Here is a 16,967-nt window from a genome sequence, read left to right as displayed (position 1 = left end):
TATGCAGCTATCAAGTGGAATACCTACTGTTTTTTGATAGATTAGCAGTTTGACTCCACACTTTCATTGGTGGCTGCGATAAAAAGACCAAATTCATCACTCATGGCAATTAAAGAAGAGTGTCGGCGGCCTTGTTGGGGCTGGTTCGCATTCGCCTGACAACACGCGCTCGAACGTTTACCTTTTTCCAATCAGCTCACCTTGGAGCAGGGGTCTGATCTCTTTCAGCCCGTCAGCAACAAAATCAACAAACCGCCGCACGCGTGTTGTGCGGCTTAGATCCGAGTGAAGTAACAACCAGATGCTGCGATCATGAAACAGTTCAGTCCCCGGAACCTGAACCAATTCTGGATAAACACTGTTACAAAAGGCCAGCATCAGCGACATGCCGCAATCGTTACGCATTAGATCCATGTGCATCACAGTATCAGCAACGGAGTGCCTAATTTCTGCTTTTGGGTAGGGGGATTGTTCGATTATATTTGCGACTGGATTAGTGGAGCCCCAACCGATCCAATGCAACCCTTCGCCTCGGGCTCCGGCACTTGGCAGGTTGCGATCCAGATAGTTTTGGCTAGCGAATATCCCAGCGGCCAACGGAAACATTCTTCGTCCGACAACATCATCAGCCACTTCATAAGCAGCGCGAATTGAAACGTCGGTTTCAAATCCGGCAATGTCTTCAAATCGGTCGGTTAACCTGATCTCTAGATTTATGTTCGGATAAGCTTCTGAAAAGCGAGAAAAAATTGGGGCCATGATATGATAGGCAAGGATTGGTGGCATGGAGACCCGCACGATGCCGCTTTCTTCGCGATCCAATCCGCTTAGACGCCGCCGAGCGGAGACCAATGCTGTTTCTGCTTCCTCTGCGATTGGTAAAAACAACTGTCCCGCCGAGTTGAGCGCCAAGCCTTTGCGGGTTCGGCTGAACAATTGCACACCATATGCGGCTTCCAGAGCCTTAATGTGCCGGTCGATCGTACCGTGGTTGGCGTTCAACTGCTCCGCAGCCCTGCGCAAGCTGCCTGTGCGGGCGACTGCCAAGAAATACGGCACTTGTTCCCAATCCATTAGGCGCATTGTTACAACTCCTTCGAAAAACACTTGATGGATTATATTTAATCCACCCTGTACGAAAATGCTATGTTTATGGATTATATTTGGAGCGTATGTTCGCAAGACTTAGTTTTGAAGAAGGATCGAACAATGCAAGTGACAGCATCAATAGAAATCAACGCCTCTGTCGATACCGCCTGGCAAGTATTTGGCGAAGATTTCGAAGGTATCAGCAAATGGCTGGACGCAATCATTTCATCGTCGTTGGACGGTGATCTAGCCGTGGGTGTGACGCGCACCTGCAACTTTCCAAAAGATCTCGTGATCAAGGAAAAGCTGACCCATTTCGACCCAAAAACGCGTTCGTTGACCTATGCGATCCTTAGCGGCCTTCCCGCGTTCATGCTTAAGGTCGATAATGCTTGGACGATAGAGGACATTGGTAACAGCCGCAGCCGTGCCACAAGTGTCGTTACCGCAAAACTGGCCTGGTACGCCATTCCATTGGTTCCGATGGTAAAAATCGGGCTGGGTAAAACCCTGAAAGGCGCGTTGGCGCAATTAGCGACGGCCGTCGAGAAAACCTAACCCCACCCACGCAGTCAGAAAGAAAGAAATATAATGTCAAATTCACAACAAGCTACCGAGCAATTGTTATCCGCGAAAATCGAAATCAATACGTCCGCCGCTGATGTATGGGCAGTTATCGCCAAATATAATGATATGTACACTTGGGCTGAAGGTATTGCTGATACAGTTCAGCTTTCCGATGCTAAGAATGGTATGGGCGCAATCCGAGTCAATACCGCCAAAGGATTTGGAAAGATTGAACAGAAAATAACGGCATGGGATGAGGGAAAAAGCTTCACCTATATCGCCGGTGTTTTTGGCCCGCTCAGCCAAACGCTTTCAACGTATAGCGTGCTGGATCTAGGTGACGGAAAAAGCCGATGCAACTTGGATATTGCTTATGAATTACAAGACCCGTCAATGTCGGGCGGCCCTGCTGAAACAGGTCTGCGTCAAAAGCTGGAAGCCGGACTTAACGAGATTCTGGGGGCTCTGAAGATGCGGGTTGAGACTGGCCAACAAGTGCGCAAGCACAAGCTCAGTTAATCTGCGACAAACAGCCGGAGATGTTTGCTCTGTTGATAGGTTTTGTGAAATTAAGATGAAGAACGGCTTTGTTGTACAAATATTCTGGTTGCAGGGATTATTGTTGCGAATCAAGCGTGGTAGCTGGTGCTGTATGAGCTCCGATCCTCCCAAGTTACTGTACGAAGAACTGGCCTGCGTACAATAAGGCCCTTAAAGATAGCGGACCTTTGACGATCTGGTTCAACCCCGAAGCTACCTGGGAGGCCGCGCCTTCCATTGCCCGGCAGGCGAATGGAACATTCGCCGAGAGGGGGGGGGCGATGACGAAACACTTGATATCCGGGCGATTGAAGTGACCAACAGTAGTATTGGAGATGCGCCCATATTGCCTGATCTGCTCGACCAGATTGGTCCTGATCAGAAGATCGGTAGCCTCACCGCACCCTCTCATGCATGTAAACATGCAATGCTGGGCAGCGGATGCAGCATTCGATACACGCAAATGTCATAATGCGTTCGCAGCTCGCGATGCCTTCGCCGTCATTCCGCCGCGCAAGAACCCCAAGCCTTGGATGCCTGCCTCTCATGGTTTGCAGGCAAACCACTGCCGGCCTGTGGACACCCCCGGTGCCATGGCGAGAAACGAAGCCATTTGTTCATCCAAATATCTTGGTCGTTCGCTTTGGCGGCGCTCAACTCGATACCGCCGCCAAAGCCGCGCCGAGACTAAGGTGCATTGCCTGAAACTGATGGGGCAGCGCTTGGCTGCCAGTGATTTCGATCGCCAGGTCGCAGAGGTTAAGATCTGCGCCGTCATAATCAATGGCATCACCGCGGTTGGCATCCCAAACACCATTGCCGTAGGATGAGTCCGTCCGGGGTGCAGGGGAAGCACGACATCAGCGCGATTTGTGCAACAAAGCCCCGATAGGCCGTTCCGTAACACGCTAGACCGCTACACCGATTCACAGGTGATCCGATCTGGTAAATGCCGACGAGACCATCCACTGGGCCATCTCCTTGCCACTGCATTCCGAAGGCGAGATGTCGGATGGAGTTCTTGTGCATCTCAAGCGGAAACGTGGCGACTTTGACCACGTTGTCGTCCCCAAAATACGCAAGGTCAGGTGGCATCGTTGGTATTTTGAGCTTGGTACGTCCTGTGTCAGGGTGTTTACCGATGCCACCATTGGCAATTGGACCGATACCGCCGCTGTCCCATTCATCTCTGCGCCTATGTATTCGCACAAGTAGACATTCTGAACACCCAGGCCGTCATAGTAATGGTCGTTTTTGGTGTCGTCTGCAAAGCAGGAATGCTCCTCTTCTGGATCATTAAGCATGACGCCAAGACCTGCACCCGTGTTCGCCGTTAGATCACCACGTGCTGCGCCATAGTCGGCCCACTGCGTTGTCATCTATTCCAGATCGGACATGAGCAGGTCGGTGGCTGCGGTCAGGAGTTCACCACGGCGGTCACAGTTGGCATTCGTACATTCATAGCCCATGGCGTAGTCCGTCCAAGGCCGCACTCCCGCACCGCTCCAATGACCGTTCAGGTCTTGGCCGCAAAGCATGAACTCTATGGCATGGTACCCTACGGGGCAGAGGACGGCCGGTTTGACGTCCGATGGAAAGGTGTTTCGATCCCCTGCACCGTGTTCGACAAGATCAGCGCGTGACTCAGGCTGAAATCGCCAAGAACAAACGTCTCGGCGCGGTTTTGGAACATATCAAAGTTGAACAAGATCAAGCGGTTCCAAAAACGGTAGGCCGGTAGGCAGAGAGCCCGCTATCAGCCCGCCGGAAGTCGCAACGACGGCTGGAACTCAAGGCCGGCGCGCAGAGCGAAGACGCAGACTGAGGCAATACCATCGCACGCCACCGAGTGACCACGCGGGCATCACTGTTCAGCGCTGCGATGTTTGATGTGTTCGCCCTGCCAAGCTCTGCTCCAACACGCCAAGTGAGACATTTCAAACGTTGAACGAAGCACGTCTTCGCAAACGAAATCAACTTTATGGACCAGATCGTCGGCTGAAAGTTATGTTGCTTGGCTTATTCCTGAAGCGTTTGGGCCTGAGAGAACGACAACAATTTCTTGGTCTTTTCGTCCCACAAGTTCAGCCGCGAGTTCCCGAGGCTTTCCAAGATCGTCATCCGGTTTCCATCCGCCAGTTCCGCGTGATCGCGAAGTACCTCTGGCAAACGATAGAAAGGAATTCGCGCATAGAGGTGATGTACATGGTGGATTCCGATGTTGGCGCTGAGCCATTGTAGAACGGAGGGCATCACGTAATGTGAGCTGCCCTTCAACGCTGAGTCGTGCACCTGCCAATCTTCTTCGGCATCCCAATGCGTGTCCTCAAACTGATGCTGGACGTAAAACAGCCACACACCTGCCGTTGCCGCAAGCAATGTTGTGGGCAAGAAAACCAACATGATCGGCATGACACCACCAAAATACATGATAATTGAAACCAAGACCAACAGCGCGACGTTCGTCGCCATTGCGCTTACCCAGTATTTGACACCATTCATGAGGCCGAGGGGCAATCGATTTTTTAAGAGGAAAAGATAGCCTGGTGCCAAACCGAACAACACAATCGGGTGCCGGTAAAGCCGGTATTTCAAGCGGTTAAGCGGGGTCAGCTGGGCATATTCGGCAACGGTCATCGTATAAACGTCCCCGATGCCGCGCTGACCCAGGTTTCCTGACGAACTGTGGTGAATAGAATGTGTGCGCCGCCAAACATCATAAGGGGTCAGCGTCAGCACACCGAGAACGCGGCCAATCCAATCGCTCAGGTTACGATTGTTAAAAAATGAACCGTGTCCACAATCATGCTGGATTGCAAAAAGTCGCAACAGGAACGCGCCGTTCAGCATCGAGAGAGCAAAGGCCAGCCAATAACTGTAAGACAGGCTCCACCATGCCAACGCCCATAGGATTATAAAAGGTCCCACAGTCACGGCGAGTTCAAACCAACTGCGAACCGTGCTTGGATCACGGTAGCTGGATAAGGTTCTCACCCAGTCGCGGGGGGCGCGGGTTTCAAGTTTGATGTCGCCGCTTTCTGAAAATCTATCCATGAACCTGCTTTGCATAACTTCTAGCTCCCTCAGTATCAAAGAATCTAGATTTAGAGACCCCAAATCGACTTTATTTAAGCAATATTTGCATCATGTCGTTTTGCATCACACGCTGTGGCCTCCCTCACGGGATTGAGCCAAGATCACGTCGGCGAAACAAGACCGTCATAGGCGGCGGTTTCAACCGGTCGACGCAACATCAGCGGTAACGCTGCCAATGTCCTGATCGGAGGGGATCTGGTTTAGGAGTTCGGGCAGCATGGAAGCTTCCCCGATGTCGCTGCTAGTGACTTCGACTGCCCGAACCTCCAGCGTTTCCTCGTCGATGCCTATGTGTATCTTACGCCAGATGCGGCGTTTGGAGCCGCCATGCTTACGCGCATTCCACTCTCCTTCACCTTCTGCTTTGATCCCCGTGCTGTCGATCTAGAGATTCAAAGGACCGGTTTCCCCGCGATAGGGCAGGCTGACGTTCAGCGTTTTTAGACGGCAACATAGAGTGCTGAAGTCCGGCACCGTAGTCCAGCCCGACGAGCTGCAGCAGGCTTTGCACAAAACCTGGTGTCTGCCTGAGCGGCATCCCGAACAGCACCTTCAAGGTCAGACATGTCTGGATCGCGGCATCACTGAAATGTTGTTGACGACCGCGCTTTCCGCTCGGCCGCGGCACCCATTCCATAGCAGGATCAAACCATATCGACAGCGACCCACGCTGTCATTGTATGACGACCAGTTCGTGGTCTTGTACTTCGTAGGGATCCAACTGCTCATACCCTCCGAGTATCATGCTAAATTTACGAGATGAATCCCCTCAACTGAATTGTGCAACAAAGCCGTCTTGACCGCAACCAGCTTCGCAAAAGCACAACAGATCATCTTAAAGACACCTCATCTTGCTGTCATCGTAACGGATCTAAATTTGGACCATGGGCAAACGGGTATAAAATTGATCGAGCAAACACTTAAACTAAATGATGCGACGCTTGCCATTCTAATGTCGTCACGCCTCTTGGAAGCTTTTATATTTGAGGATAAGTTTGGATTTCGTTGTGCGATGTTGGAAAAGCCAATTAATAGCTTGGAAATGTCAAAAACTATAACATCCCTATACGACGCAGTGAGTGAAGCGCAGATCAAGTCCCAGATGGCACTGTCAGAGCAAAATCGGTTGAGGCGGGCAGGGTGAGCAATTAGCTTCTGTGGATGACAAAACGCAGCCCTTTTCGCTACTTCAAGACGATAGTTCATGACCACCACTCCATCTTGCGACAGTGTTAGAGACGACCTTAGGTTGCGCGGATCGGGTGCATACCTCACTGCAAACGGAGGCCTCAATGCAGCACTTTTCGCTCCTCGACTTATCACCCGTGCCAGAAGGCAAAACCACGGCGAACGCCTTGGCCAATTCAGTTGCTTTGGCGCACGCTGCAGAAAACGCTGGATATCACCGCTACTGGCTGTCTGAGCATCACAACATGGCCGGCATCGCCAGCGCCGCGACGGCCCTAGTGATCGGCCACGTGGCAGCTGCGACCCGGACCATGCGGATCGGCGCTGGTGGGATCATGTTACCGAACCACGCGCCATTGGTGATAGCAGAACAGTTCGGAACGCTGGCAACGCTGTACGGCGACCGCATTGATCTCGGCCTGGGCCGCGCACCTGGCACCGATATGGCGACCTCCCGTGCGTTACGACGCCATATGGCGCCCGAGGATAGCTTTTCCCAAGATGTGCAAGAGCTGATCGGCTATTTCGATGACATGCCCGAGGGTGCAGCTGTCCGCGCTATTCCTGGTGTCGGCACGCACGTTCCGGTCTGGATCCTCGGGTCGAGCCTTTACGGTGCCCAGCTGGCAGCCCATCTGGGCCTGCCCTATGCCTTCGCCTCGCACTTCGCACCGGTTATGCTCGAAGAGGCACTGTCGATCTACAGAACAACTTTCAAACCATCCCAGTTCTTGTCCGAGCCCTATGCAATGGTCGCGGCAGGTGTCTGTGCTGCCGAGACCGACGAGGAGGCGCAGATGCTGCGATCCTCGCAAGAAATTGCATTTGCACGTTTGATATCCGGCCAGCCCGGTAAGCTGCCCCTGCCCGTCCAAGATGTCGAGGCACACGTCCCCGCGCCAGTCCTGGCGCAAGTCAGACAAGCCTTATCGTGTTCCGCAACGGGTTCACCTTCGATGGTCAAGGCGCAGTTAAGCGCGATGATCGAAAAGTACCGGCCCGACGAGCTTTTGGTGACTGGCATGATCCATGACCACGCTGCACGAGTGCGATCGTTTAAAATTGCCGGCGATGTCTTGACCCAATTGATTGCACAAAAAAGGTAGACTAATCCTGCTGGCTGGCACCGACACTTCCGGCCCATTGCGGACCTTGGAGAAGAGCGCGCGGCGAACGTCCGGTTGAGTGTAGGTTTCTCGGACGCTGGGCGCGCCGTTTGGGTGACGCGGATCGTTGCCTGGCGTCGGAGAAGCGCTCAAGCGGGAAATCGCGGGGTTGGTCTTGGTGGATCAGTGGTGTCTATGGGGATTTGTGGGGTTCGGGTGCTTTGGATCCGACTGGGCAGGCTGATTGCACGGGGCATTTTCGGGAAAACGCCTCATGAGTTTTTCTGAATTTTGGTCGATATGTGCCGCATCCCATCGGTGTCATCAACTTGCGCCGCTTCGATATCTTGATTTGCGCATGACCGTTGGTCCGCAGGCGGTGTAGCGTGCGGTTGAGACTGCAATTTACGACGTGCGGTGCGCGCTTCATGCGGCGGCCCAGTTACCGTTTCCGTAGAACCCATAGTGGCGGATGCGGTGCTGACCTCTTGGCAGGACGTGGATCAGGAAACGGCGAATAAATTCTGATGTTGCCAGCGTCATAGTAGTGTGGTGGCCCGAGTCTTTGACGCGGAAGGTGACGTTTTGCGCATCAAAGCGGATCAAGCGGCTGTTGGATATTGCCACTCTGTGGGTGTAACGCGACAGGTACGCCAGCACCGCCTTCGGCCCAGCGAAGGGTTCTTTGGCGTAGACGACCCAGTCGATTTTGCGCAGCAGTTTGAGGAAGTCGTCGAAGGCATTTCGATCTGCAAGGTTTGCGAGATCGCCGAAGAATTGCAGTTTCCCGGCCATGTCCAGCTTGGGCAGCCCTTCCAGAATGAGCCGCCGATACAAGCGGGATAGAACGCGAACAGACAGGAAGAAGTTCTTGCGGCTGGCGATCCATTTTGAACCATCCCTCGAAAGCCCACCGCCCGGAACGATCATATGGACATGCGGGTGGTGGGTCATCGCGGATCCCCAAGTGTGAAGGACTGACGTTATGCCAACCTTTGCCCCCAGATGTTTAGGATCGGCGGCGATTTTGACCACAGTGTCCGCACTTGCCCGCATCAGTAGATTGTAGATCTCGCGCTTATTTTGGTACGCGATGTCGGCGATCTGTTTGGGCAGGGTGAAGACGAGGTGGAAATACCGCACGGGCAGCAGCTCGGCCTCACGTGCTGCCAACCAAGTTTTGGCGGCACCCCGCCTGACATTTGGGACAATGACGGTTGCGGCATGAGTTGTAGGCGATGTGCTCATGCGCACAGTCGGCGCACCGCGCGACATGACCGCCAAGCCCCGCTGTGCGGCAGCGCTCAATGGCGCTCATGACTTTGAGCTGGGTCAGACTGATGTGTCCTGCATTCACCGCCCCCCAGACAGCACCATGGGCGCGGAAAATATCCGCAACCTCCAGAGATTGAACCGACATAGCTGCTTATGAAGACTTGGGCCTGCTTTTCTTGCGCTTGCTCCCATTCAGATCATCCAACGGGCTGTCCACCGCCGCGATCATACCGGTGGCCACGCTTGCATACCGTGCCGTGGTCGTCAGTTTGGTGTGGCCGAGTAGTGCTTGGATCACCCAGATATCCACCCCGCGTTCCAGCAGGTGGGTCGCAAAACTGTGCCGCAACGTATGCAGTGTGACCGGCTTGGTGATCCCAGCTTCCCGCGCGGTCTCTTTGAACAAGCGCGAGATCTGCCGGGTTGAGAGGTAGTTGCCGCGATATCCGGGAAGAGGACCGCTCAGGCGTTGGCACATCCTTGCCCTGACCGGTTGGGCGTTCGACCCACCACTCGCGCAACAGATCCAAAAGGTCCATCGGCAACATGACGTTGCGGTCTTTGCGACCTTTTGATTGTACAATACGGATGATCTCTTGTGCGCTGTCAATATCCCCAACCTTCAAGCGCACAACCTCACCAGCGCGCATGCCGCACCCATAGGCCAGTGACAACATCACCTTCGCCTTCTGGCTTGGTGCCATGGCCAAGATGCGCATGATCTCCTTCTTACTGAGAACCAGCGCCACCTTCACAGGTTCCTTCAGGTGAAAGATCTCAGCAACCAAATCGTGTCGCCGCAAAGTCACGCGAAGCAGAAACTTCACACCCGTCATCGTTTGATTGCGCGTGCAAATACTGACGCCGCTTTCAATAAAGTGCTGCTGGAAATATTTCACATCATCCGGCGTTGCCATCTCGGGGGAGCGGCCAAGCCAGGCCGCAAATCGCTTGCACGCACGCAAGTGGCCTGTCTGAGAAGCAGGGCCGAGATTGCGTCCCGACATATCGGCTATCATGCGAGCACGAAGGGGCGTCGTTGGTGTCAATTGTTGAATGTTCATCGGAATATCCTCTGTCGATCGAGGCAAAATCACCTCGACGAAGAGCACACACCCAACACCACAAAACGCGCAACAAATCCCGGTTCAGCACAACCCCAACCACAAGCGCCCCTATCGCGAAGCGATTTAGTGCTTGAGCCCTTTTTGCCTGATGCTGCAGTTCGTATGAATGTCTCCTTCCCGATTGGAGGCCTATATTGCGTGCTTCGCTCACAACCCATCACCACCGCTGTCATCTTGACGGTTTGATCGAGCAATGAGACGTTCACGATTTAGCATATAGAGTCCTGTTACCACGATGACGGCGGTGCCGATCCAGGTCCATCCGTCAGGGAGTTGGCCAAAAATGAAAAAGCCATAAAAGGTTCCCCAAATTATCATGCTATATTGCACAGGAGCTACGACAACGGCCTGTGTCACATCCAACGCCATAATGACCAAAGTTTCAGCAAATGCAGCAATCACAGCAATTGCGACCAGCAATGAAATTTCCAGACTTGTGGTGGGAGTCTCCCAGACGAAGGGTAGGGGGATTGTCAACAGCAGCCCAGAAACAATGGCGGTATAAGCGACCGTAGTTTGGGTTTTATCACCCCCAGAAACCATCCGCGATAGAATTTGACGCAATGCAAATGCGGTGGCCGCGATGAGCAGTAAACCCGCTGTGGGATGCACGACACCCATCCCCGGGCGAATGACGATCAACGTGCCGATAAAGCCAACAGTCACGGCGGTCCATCTGCGCAACCCTACCTTTTCACGCAGGATCAAAGCCCCCATAACGGTGACCATAAACGGGGCAACAAACGTAATCGCAACGGCATCAGCCAGTGGCACGTAACTGACGCCGATGATGAATAGTGTCGCGGAGCTTCCTGCCAACACACCGCGTCCGATTTGCAGGCCGGGGTATTTTGATTTCAAGACTGACCGGCCTCGCATTGCGACAAGAACCATGACACCCCAAAAGAGGCCAAGCTGGCGAAACCAAACAATTTGGATGGGAGGGAGCGTGTCGGTCAGCAACTTCCCTATCGCGTCCGTGGCTGAAAATAGGAACACGCCTGCAGCCATAAGGGCGATACCCCGCATGTTAGCGGAATGCCTCGGTTTTTGAGCCGATTTTACAGGTGTGATTGTGGGAATGGTTATCTTGTGTCTCCGATGACCAACCTAGCCAGAGAGGGCCATTGGAAGAATAATAACCACCGCTGTCTCTAACGTCCATTTTTACTTGCGACACCACAGGCTAAAAAGCTTGAAATGACTTGGAACGCTATGGGAGTGTTGAGATGGGGTTGGTTGCCCACCTGACGCCGTTCAGAACCACCCTGAACTGAGTCAGCTCTGCCTTACTAGAAGCAGAGGATTTTCCTAAAGCTTCCGTTGGCGCGCATGCAGTGAAAACTCACTTTGTCCGCACAGCAGCCATTGATGCAAACCGCAGCGAAGGAGCACTTTCCACCCTTAATATAGCAATGTGCATGGCGCAGCATCTGTCACAATCGGCTCTGACCAGACGGCATGCAACTTTGTGTTCGTACCGCCTTTACCTCTTCCGGCTTCGACGACAGCCCTCATTAAATCGGCGCGACAAAATTCCGAAGCAAAAGCATCGGTTGACCACGGAAGACATTGGCGATCCGACCGCTCTGCCGAGCCTACTGGATCAGATCGACGGACGAGTTGACCTATTCTTGGCGGATGGTGCTTACGATGGCGAGCCAACCTGCGCTGCTCTTACTGAACGCTTTGGTTCGGCGATCAAAGTTGCTATTCCACCACGCAAGAACGCTGTCCTGAGCCCCGACGCCACCCAAAACCTGAGCATTCGTGACCGCCATATTGCCGACATACGAGCGCACGGACGAATGGCATGGCAGAAGTCATCGGGCTACAATCAGTGGAGCCGGGGTGAAACCCTGATGGGTCGTTGGAAGTGAGCTACTCCCCATTAGTTGGACAGTATCTGGCGTAAATTAAGCCGCGAGCTACTCTTTGCACCTGCTGATCGGGGTTGGTTGTTTCAATTCTCTGCCAATAGACCACAGCAGGTGGTTTGCCGCCAAGAGAAGAATGCGGGCACTTGTGGTTGCAGAACTCGATCCATTTTCTGACGCCAGCTCTGGCCTCTGATCCGGCTTCCCAGGCATGCAGGTAGACGCCTTCATACTTCAGCGACAGCCACAGCCGTTCGACAAAGATATTGTCGAGGAAACGGCCTTTGCCGTCAATTCACTGCCCCAGCAGTGCATGTTTACATGCAAGAGAGGGGAGATGCGCACGTTTGAGCGCCGCAATCTGTCCGTCCAGGTGAAAGACGTGACCTGGGAACCTTGACCCGTATTCATAATTTCAGGTGGGCCAAACTTATGGATGGCCTCGTTCAGCGCATCAACACAAAACCTCGCCTCAAGCGTGTTCGAGACGCGCCATGCCAGAACCTTGCGTGTGTGGTAGTCCATAATCGCAACCAGATATAGAAAGCCACGCCGCATCGGCAGATAGGTGATGTCAGCACACCAAACTTGGTTGGGCCGGTCGACGCGAAGGCCACGCAGCAGGTAGGGGTAAATCTTATGCCCCCTGGGGGCCTTACTGGTGTTAGGTTTTTGATAGATCGGCATGAGACCCATCAACCGCATAAGGCGGCGAATGCGCTTCTCATTTACGAGATGGCCCTCATTGCGCAAATGCCATGTCATTTGGCGAACGCCATAGAACGGCGTCTCAAGGAATTGCTTGTCGATCACGCGCATAAGATCCAAATTCTTCTTGGGCTCTCCTTTCGGTTCGTAGTAAAACGATGACCGCGAGATCGACAGCAAGGCGCATTGGCTGCCAACAGACAGGCCCCGGATGTTCGGCTCAATCATCTTGCGCTTCACTTTCTGGTCCAAGGCTTGAGTTTTCTGGCCAAAGCTAGGGGGCGAGAGCCACCTTACCGTTGGCGACGGCCAACTCCCCAATCTTGGCGTGCAGGTCTTTTACCTGCTCTTCGTCGACCTCGGGTGCCTTACGGCTGCCGCGTTCGAACACACCAGACGCGCCCTCAAGCAAAGCCCGCTTCCATTGATGGATCATCGTCAGGTGAACACCGAACCGACTGGCCTGCTCGCTCACCGTCTCCTCACCCTTCAACGCCTCTAACGCGACCTTGGCCTTAAACTCCGGGTGATGTTGCTTCCGTTTCAACGTATCTGATCTCCTTCGTATTCAAGATCGCAAACTACAAATTGTAGCTTACATCAGTGTCCAAATTTCGGGGGGGTAGCTCAGTTTGTCGGGCGACGTCAAAAGGTTACAAGAAAAGACACATCTGCAAAACCAAATATTTTAAAAAAGCTGATTCAGCTGGCCATGTCAGGAAGTCCTTAGCTCGGAAGATATCCTTGAATAGCGATCCTGAGCGCGGCGTGGTCGATTTCGATGCCGGTGAAGATTTTCCAAGCATCAACCCCCTGACCAAAAAACAACTCGTAGCCTGAAATCACAGTGAGACCTGCGCGCTGTGCATCTTGCAAAAATTGCGTGTCGACGGGCGTATAGACCGCGTCAAAAACCCACGCGGCCCCTTGCATTGCATCATCAGGCAATGGCGATCCACCAATTCCAACCATTCCCAAAGGGGTGCAATTGATGATCCCGTCCGCACCGTCCACGGCGGCAACCGCATCCCCAAACACCTCGATCCGCGTTTGCGACCCGAGTTCCACCAGCGTATCTGCAAGGCTCGCTGCTTTGGCGGGATCAAGATCGACGCAATGGATCGCCTGTGCGCCCAATCCAATCAGGCCAAAGGCAACAGCTTTGCCAACGCCACCGGTCCCAATCAGACAGACAACGCCCGGTTGCTTGGTGCCGCGCACCGACCGGTATGCATTCATAAAACCGGTATAGTCGGTGTTGAACCCTTTAGGTCCATCAGAATCAAAGACGACCGTATTGACGGCTCCGATACCACGCACAAGCGGGTCAGACACGGTCACTTTCGATGTCACAACCTCCTTGTAGGGGTAGGTGATGTTGATGCCGCGGAAGCCAGATGCGCGCGCCAGCTCAAAGACCTCGTCGAACTACAGCCCCATGTCGTTCGGGATCAGCCGGTCATAGGTCACGTCAAGGCCTGTCAGCTGCCCCGCCGTGCGGTGCAGTCGCGGGGACTTTGATTGTATGATGTTGTCACCGATTGGTCCCAGTTTGACGGATTTGGTTGCCGCGGCTGTAATGGTGCTGTCCTTCCAAAAAGGCGATTTTTCATCGCGATCCAAAACGGTGTCTGGCTGACAAAAGCAGGATCAGCGGGCTGGTGATCGTCGCAAACGACGCCACGATGCGGTCGTTCTTTTGACGGACCGATTTCACATCTACTTTCTGCAATTGTTGGAGCGCCTCGGAGACGCCGCCCATATAGATACCTGCGAAGGCTCCACGCCCAACAAGCAGCTGCGGATGGGTAAAGATTGTCAGCTTTGCGAGGATGGTTTCCATGTTTCCGTCATTAAGGTTTTTGGAACCAAAGGCATCTTAAACTAAAAGAGAGTTTGGCCCATCTGATTGTCTACATTATGCGGCGCGCGGCCTGTGATGCAAGCGTCGCGTTTTGAAAGTCTTTCGTTGCAGTAGGATGATTTTGTCGCGTCCGAAGTAGACGTTGGCTCCGATCGATGTCAGATCAGGACATCGAAGAAATTAACAACCGCCTCAACAACACCCCCTGTAAATGTCTCGGACAGCGCGCGTGAAAACAAGAAAGGTCCCCTATGCAGAAAATTGCAGTCGTCACAGGCGGAAGTACCGGCATTGGGCACCATTTGGTCGGCGCGCTTGCACAGGCGGGATACCGCGTCGCTTTCAATTATCGATCAACGCCCACACCAGCGCAGGAACTGGCGAGCAACCTTATGAAACAGGGTTTTGAGGTCAAGGCGTATCAACGCGATGTTGGCGACGAAGCCGATGTCACAGAATTTTATGCGTCTGTTGCGAAAGACTTTGGCCGTTCGCCTGATCTTTTAGTGAACAATGCGGGCATCCAGACGTGGTCCCCGCTACTGGACCTTAAGGTAAGCGATTGGGACAATGTTATCCGCACCAACCTGCGCGGTTGCTTCTTGAACACTCAGATGGCCGCCCGCTTGATGGTTGCGGATAAGGTCAAAGGGACGATCATTAACCTCGGATCTGGCTGCAACAAACTCGCGTTTCCAAACCTTGTGGACTACACGGCGTCAAAGGGCGGGATCGAGCAGTTTACCAAGGTGTCAGCCGCTGAACTTGGTCCCCACGGCATCCGCGTGAACTGCGTTGCACCCGGCGCGATCGAGACGGACCGCACCAACGACGAGGACGAAGACTACGCCGATCAATGGGCCGAACTGACCCCACTGCGCCGCGTCGGCACCCCCGCTGATTTGGTCGGGCCAATTTTGTTTCTGGCGTCCGACGCAGCGGCTTTTGTGACAGGACAAACCCTATGGGTTGATGGCGGCGTCTTTTCCCAAGCGGTTTGGCCAAAGGGTGCTTAGTAGGTCGCGCGCCCCCCTGACAGATCGAATACAGCGCCGGTGGTGAAGCTATTTTCAGGCGACACGGCCCAGACAATCATCTCGGCGGCTTCTTTGACTTCCAAGAACCGACCGCGCGGGATTTTCGACAACATATAGTCGATGTGTTCCGCGCTCATCTGGTCAAAGATACGCGTGCGAGCGGCGGCAGGTGTGACGCAGTTCACCGCGATGTCCATATCTGCCAATTCCTTGCCCAACGATTTGGTCAGGCCTATCACCGCGGCCTTAGACGCAGAGTATGCAGAAGCGTTCGGGTTGCCCTCCTTGCCCGCGATGGACGCGATGTTCAAGATGCGGCCATAGCCCTGCGCCTTCATCCCTGGCACGCAAACGCGGTTCACGTAAAAGGTGCCGTTCAAGTTGATGTCGATCACTTGATGCCATGCGTCGACGTCATAGGTTTCGACAGGCGCGTTCGGTCCCGCTATTCCTGCGCTATTCACAAGGATCGTCGGCACGCCGAGTTGTTCGCACGTGGCCGCGTGCGCCGCTTCGACCGAAGCAAGATCGGTGATGTCACAAGAAATCGCCGTGCCCGGTCTTGGCAGGCCCGCCATTGCGGTCGTGTGCGTCGGGTCAATGTCCCAGCCCGCGACACGTACACCGCGCGCGGCTAGGAGTGTTGAAACGGCGAGGCCAATGCCCTGTGCAGCTCCGGTGACGACGGCGACTTGGTCTTTCATTTGCATGGCTTAGCCCCTTCCGATGAAGGGCATGTTCGTTGCCATCACGGTCATAAATTGCACGTTGGCATCAAGTGGTAGCTGCGCCATGTGCACTACGGAACTGGCGATATGGGCGACGTCGATCACCGGCTCAATCGCCAACTGGCCATCGGCCTGCGGAACGCCCTTGGTCATTTTCTGCGCCATTTCCGTCAAAGCATTTCCGATATCAATCTGCCCACAAGCGATGTTGAACGGTCTGCCATCCAGAGACAAGGTACGAGTCAAACCCGTGATCGCATGTTTGGAAACCGTATAGGGCACAGATCCCCAACGCGGCACGTATGCTGAAACAGATCCGTTGTTGATGATACGTCCGCCCTGCGGGTCTTGCTTGCGCATCAGGCCGAAAGCGGCCCGCGCCGCGATGACTGCACCCATCACATTGACGTCCAATAAGTAGCGAATGTCATCCACGGCCAACTCATCAATCGGCGCGCCCCCAAGGCTGACGCCTGCGTTATTAAACAGCGCATCGACACGACCCCAATGCGCTGCGGCTTTGCCAAAGGCGGCATCGACCTCGACCTCGTTCGCGACGTCACAGGGCAAAACTAGCGCGTTGGAATTATCCCCCGCGGTTTCGGTAAGCGGCGCGGTGCGTCTGCCGACGAGACCCACTTGCCAGCCCTCTTCCAAGAACGCTTTCGCGGTTGCGCGGCCAACGCCGCTGCCTGCGCCTGTGATAAGAATGGATGGCATGGTGATCTCCCCCGCTTGGTTTCGGCCCTGCATTTGCGGTCCCGC

General features: G+C 54.1%; 16 protein-coding genes and 8 pseudogenes. 8 read left to right on the top strand and 16 right to left on the bottom strand.

All coding sequences use genetic code 11. The annotated features are described in order from the left end of the window. Positions 1-177: 177 nt before the first annotated feature. Positions 178-1,083 (bottom strand): LysR family transcriptional regulator, encoded by a 906-nt coding sequence (locus OAN307_RS00465; RefSeq protein ID WP_015497927.1) that lies wholly within the window; start codon positions 1,081-1,083, stop codon positions 178-180. 126 nt (positions 1,084-1,209) lie between these two features. Here OAN307_RS00465 and OAN307_RS00460 point away from each other — a divergent pair, with 126 nt between their 5' ends. The 3 genes and pseudogenes from OAN307_RS00460 to OAN307_RS25680 all read left to right on the top strand — a co-directional run bounded on the left by OAN307_RS00460 (position 1,210) and on the right by OAN307_RS25680 (position 3,026). Continuing rightward, on the top strand, positions 1,210-1,647 hold the full coding sequence (locus OAN307_RS00460) for an SRPBCC family protein (protein ID WP_044042934.1): 438 nt from the start codon (positions 1,210-1,212) through the stop codon (positions 1,645-1,647). Between the two features lie 33 nt (positions 1,648-1,680). After that, the gene (locus OAN307_RS00455) at positions 1,681-2,175 is read left to right on the top strand and encodes an SRPBCC family protein (protein ID WP_015497925.1); all 495 of its coding nucleotides are present in this window, start codon (positions 1,681-1,683) and stop codon (positions 2,173-2,175) included. 143 nt (positions 2,176-2,318) lie between these two features. After that, a pseudogene (locus tag OAN307_RS25680) lies at positions 2,319-3,026 on the top strand (transposase). Here OAN307_RS25680 and OAN307_RS29550 read toward each other — a convergent pair. After that, positions 2,986-3,405 carry a DUF1513 domain-containing protein gene (locus OAN307_RS29550; protein WP_245540949.1) on the bottom strand — a complete coding sequence of 140 codons (420 nt, stop codon included), beginning with the start codon at positions 3,403-3,405 and terminating at the stop codon, positions 2,986-2,988. The pseudogene OAN307_RS25680 and the gene OAN307_RS29550 sit on opposite strands and share 41 nt — an antisense overlap. Beyond that, a pseudogene (locus OAN307_RS29545) lies at positions 3,369-3,755 on the bottom strand (imelysin family protein); the annotation flags it as partial. The gene OAN307_RS29550 and the pseudogene OAN307_RS29545, both read right to left, overlap by 37 nt. Here OAN307_RS29545 and OAN307_RS31045 point away from each other — a divergent pair. Further along, entirely contained in the window at positions 3,705-3,839 is a 135-nt protein-coding gene (locus OAN307_RS31045; RefSeq protein ID WP_408634924.1) for a hypothetical protein, read from the top strand. The pseudogene OAN307_RS29545 and the gene OAN307_RS31045 overlap by 51 nt on opposite strands. Before the next feature lie 376 nt (positions 3,840-4,215). Here OAN307_RS31045 and OAN307_RS00435 read toward each other — a convergent pair whose 3' ends face one another. Then, positions 4,216-5,250, bottom strand: coding sequence for a fatty acid desaturase (locus tag OAN307_RS00435; RefSeq protein WP_044044378.1), 1,035 nt, complete (start codon positions 5,248-5,250; stop codon positions 4,216-4,218). 192 nt (positions 5,251-5,442) lie between these two features. After that, positions 5,443-6,021 (bottom strand): annotated as a pseudogene (locus OAN307_RS25675) (IS5 family transposase); the annotation flags it as partial. Between the two features lie 67 nt (positions 6,022-6,088). On the opposite strand from OAN307_RS25675, the gene OAN307_RS00425 reads away from it, so the two are divergent. Together OAN307_RS00425 and OAN307_RS00420 are read left to right on the top strand one after the other, a co-directional pair. Beyond that, positions 6,089-6,436, top strand: a complete 348-nt coding sequence (locus tag OAN307_RS00425; RefSeq protein ID WP_015497922.1) for a hypothetical protein — start codon at positions 6,089-6,091, stop codon at positions 6,434-6,436. 148 nt (positions 6,437-6,584) lie between these two features. Next, a complete protein-coding gene (locus OAN307_RS00420; RefSeq protein WP_015497921.1) occupies positions 6,585-7,586 on the top strand; it encodes an LLM class flavin-dependent oxidoreductase in 1,002 nt (333 codons plus the stop codon). A gap of 432 nt (positions 7,587-8,018) precedes the next feature. On the opposite strand, the pseudogene OAN307_RS00415 reads toward OAN307_RS00420, so the two are convergent. From OAN307_RS00415 to OAN307_RS00405, 4 genes and pseudogenes are all read right to left on the bottom strand, one after another. Beyond that, positions 8,019-9,006: pseudogene (locus OAN307_RS00415) on the bottom strand (IS91 family transposase); the annotation flags it as partial. A gap of 6 nt (positions 9,007-9,012) precedes the next feature. Then, positions 9,013-9,339, bottom strand: a complete 327-nt coding sequence (locus tag OAN307_RS31040) for a tyrosine-type recombinase/integrase (protein ID WP_408634936.1) — start codon at positions 9,337-9,339, stop codon at positions 9,013-9,015. 40 nt (positions 9,340-9,379) lie between these two features. After that, positions 9,380-9,868 (bottom strand): annotated as a pseudogene (locus OAN307_RS31035) (tyrosine-type recombinase/integrase); the annotation flags it as partial. 267 nt (positions 9,869-10,135) lie between these two features. Then, positions 10,136-11,017, bottom strand: a complete 882-nt coding sequence (locus OAN307_RS00405; protein ID WP_083902887.1) for a DMT family transporter — start codon at positions 11,015-11,017, stop codon at positions 10,136-10,138. Positions 11,018-11,544: 527 nt separating this feature from the next. On the opposite strand from OAN307_RS00405, the pseudogene OAN307_RS24930 reads away from it, so the two are divergent. Then, positions 11,545-11,868: pseudogene (locus OAN307_RS24930) on the top strand (transposase); the annotation flags it as partial. A gap of 1 nt (position 11,869) precedes the next feature. Here the strand turns inward: OAN307_RS24930 and OAN307_RS27550 are convergent. The 5 genes and pseudogenes from OAN307_RS27550 to OAN307_RS00380 form a co-directional block, all read right to left on the bottom strand. Beyond that, a pseudogene (locus tag OAN307_RS27550) lies at positions 11,870-13,141 on the bottom strand (IS3 family transposase). A gap of 158 nt (positions 13,142-13,299) precedes the next feature. Then, positions 13,300-13,893: a shikimate dehydrogenase family protein gene (locus OAN307_RS30865; protein WP_408634935.1), complete on the bottom strand. Its 594-nt coding sequence runs from the start codon at positions 13,891-13,893 to the stop codon at positions 13,300-13,302. Next, positions 13,876-13,986 (bottom strand): annotated as a pseudogene (locus tag OAN307_RS30860) (shikimate dehydrogenase); the annotation flags it as partial. The pseudogene OAN307_RS30860 and the gene OAN307_RS30865, both read right to left, overlap by 18 nt. A gap of 15 nt (positions 13,987-14,001) precedes the next feature. Next, positions 14,002-14,196 carry a hypothetical protein gene (locus OAN307_RS30855; RefSeq protein ID WP_333783187.1) on the bottom strand — a complete coding sequence of 65 codons (195 nt, stop codon included), beginning with the start codon at positions 14,194-14,196 and terminating at the stop codon, positions 14,002-14,004. Then, a complete protein-coding gene (locus OAN307_RS00380; RefSeq protein ID WP_044042925.1) occupies positions 14,183-14,416 on the bottom strand; it encodes an adenine nucleotide alpha hydrolase family protein in 234 nt (77 codons plus the stop codon). Before OAN307_RS00380 ends, OAN307_RS30855 begins: the two co-directional genes overlap by 14 nt. A 272-nt stretch (positions 14,417-14,688) precedes the next feature. Between OAN307_RS00380 and OAN307_RS00375 the strand changes: the two genes are divergently transcribed. Beyond that, positions 14,689-15,453, top strand: coding sequence for an SDR family NAD(P)-dependent oxidoreductase (locus OAN307_RS00375; protein WP_015497915.1), 765 nt, complete (start codon positions 14,689-14,691; stop codon positions 15,451-15,453). On the opposite strand, the gene OAN307_RS00370 is transcribed toward OAN307_RS00375, so the two are convergent. After that, on the bottom strand, positions 15,450-16,184 hold the full coding sequence (locus OAN307_RS00370; RefSeq protein WP_015497914.1) for an SDR family NAD(P)-dependent oxidoreductase: 735 nt from the start codon (positions 16,182-16,184) through the stop codon (positions 15,450-15,452). The genes OAN307_RS00375 and OAN307_RS00370 overlap by 4 nt on opposite strands. 3 nt (positions 16,185-16,187) lie before the next feature. Continuing rightward, positions 16,188-16,922 (bottom strand): SDR family oxidoreductase, encoded by a 735-nt coding sequence (locus OAN307_RS00365; RefSeq protein WP_015497913.1) that lies wholly within the window; start codon positions 16,920-16,922, stop codon positions 16,188-16,190. Positions 16,923-16,967: the final 45 nt, after the last annotated feature.

This window comes from Octadecabacter antarcticus 307 (assembly GCF_000155675.2).
GTDB lineage: Bacteria > Pseudomonadota > Alphaproteobacteria > Rhodobacterales > Rhodobacteraceae > Octadecabacter > Octadecabacter antarcticus.
This window is presented reverse-complemented; position numbering and strand designations above follow the sequence as displayed.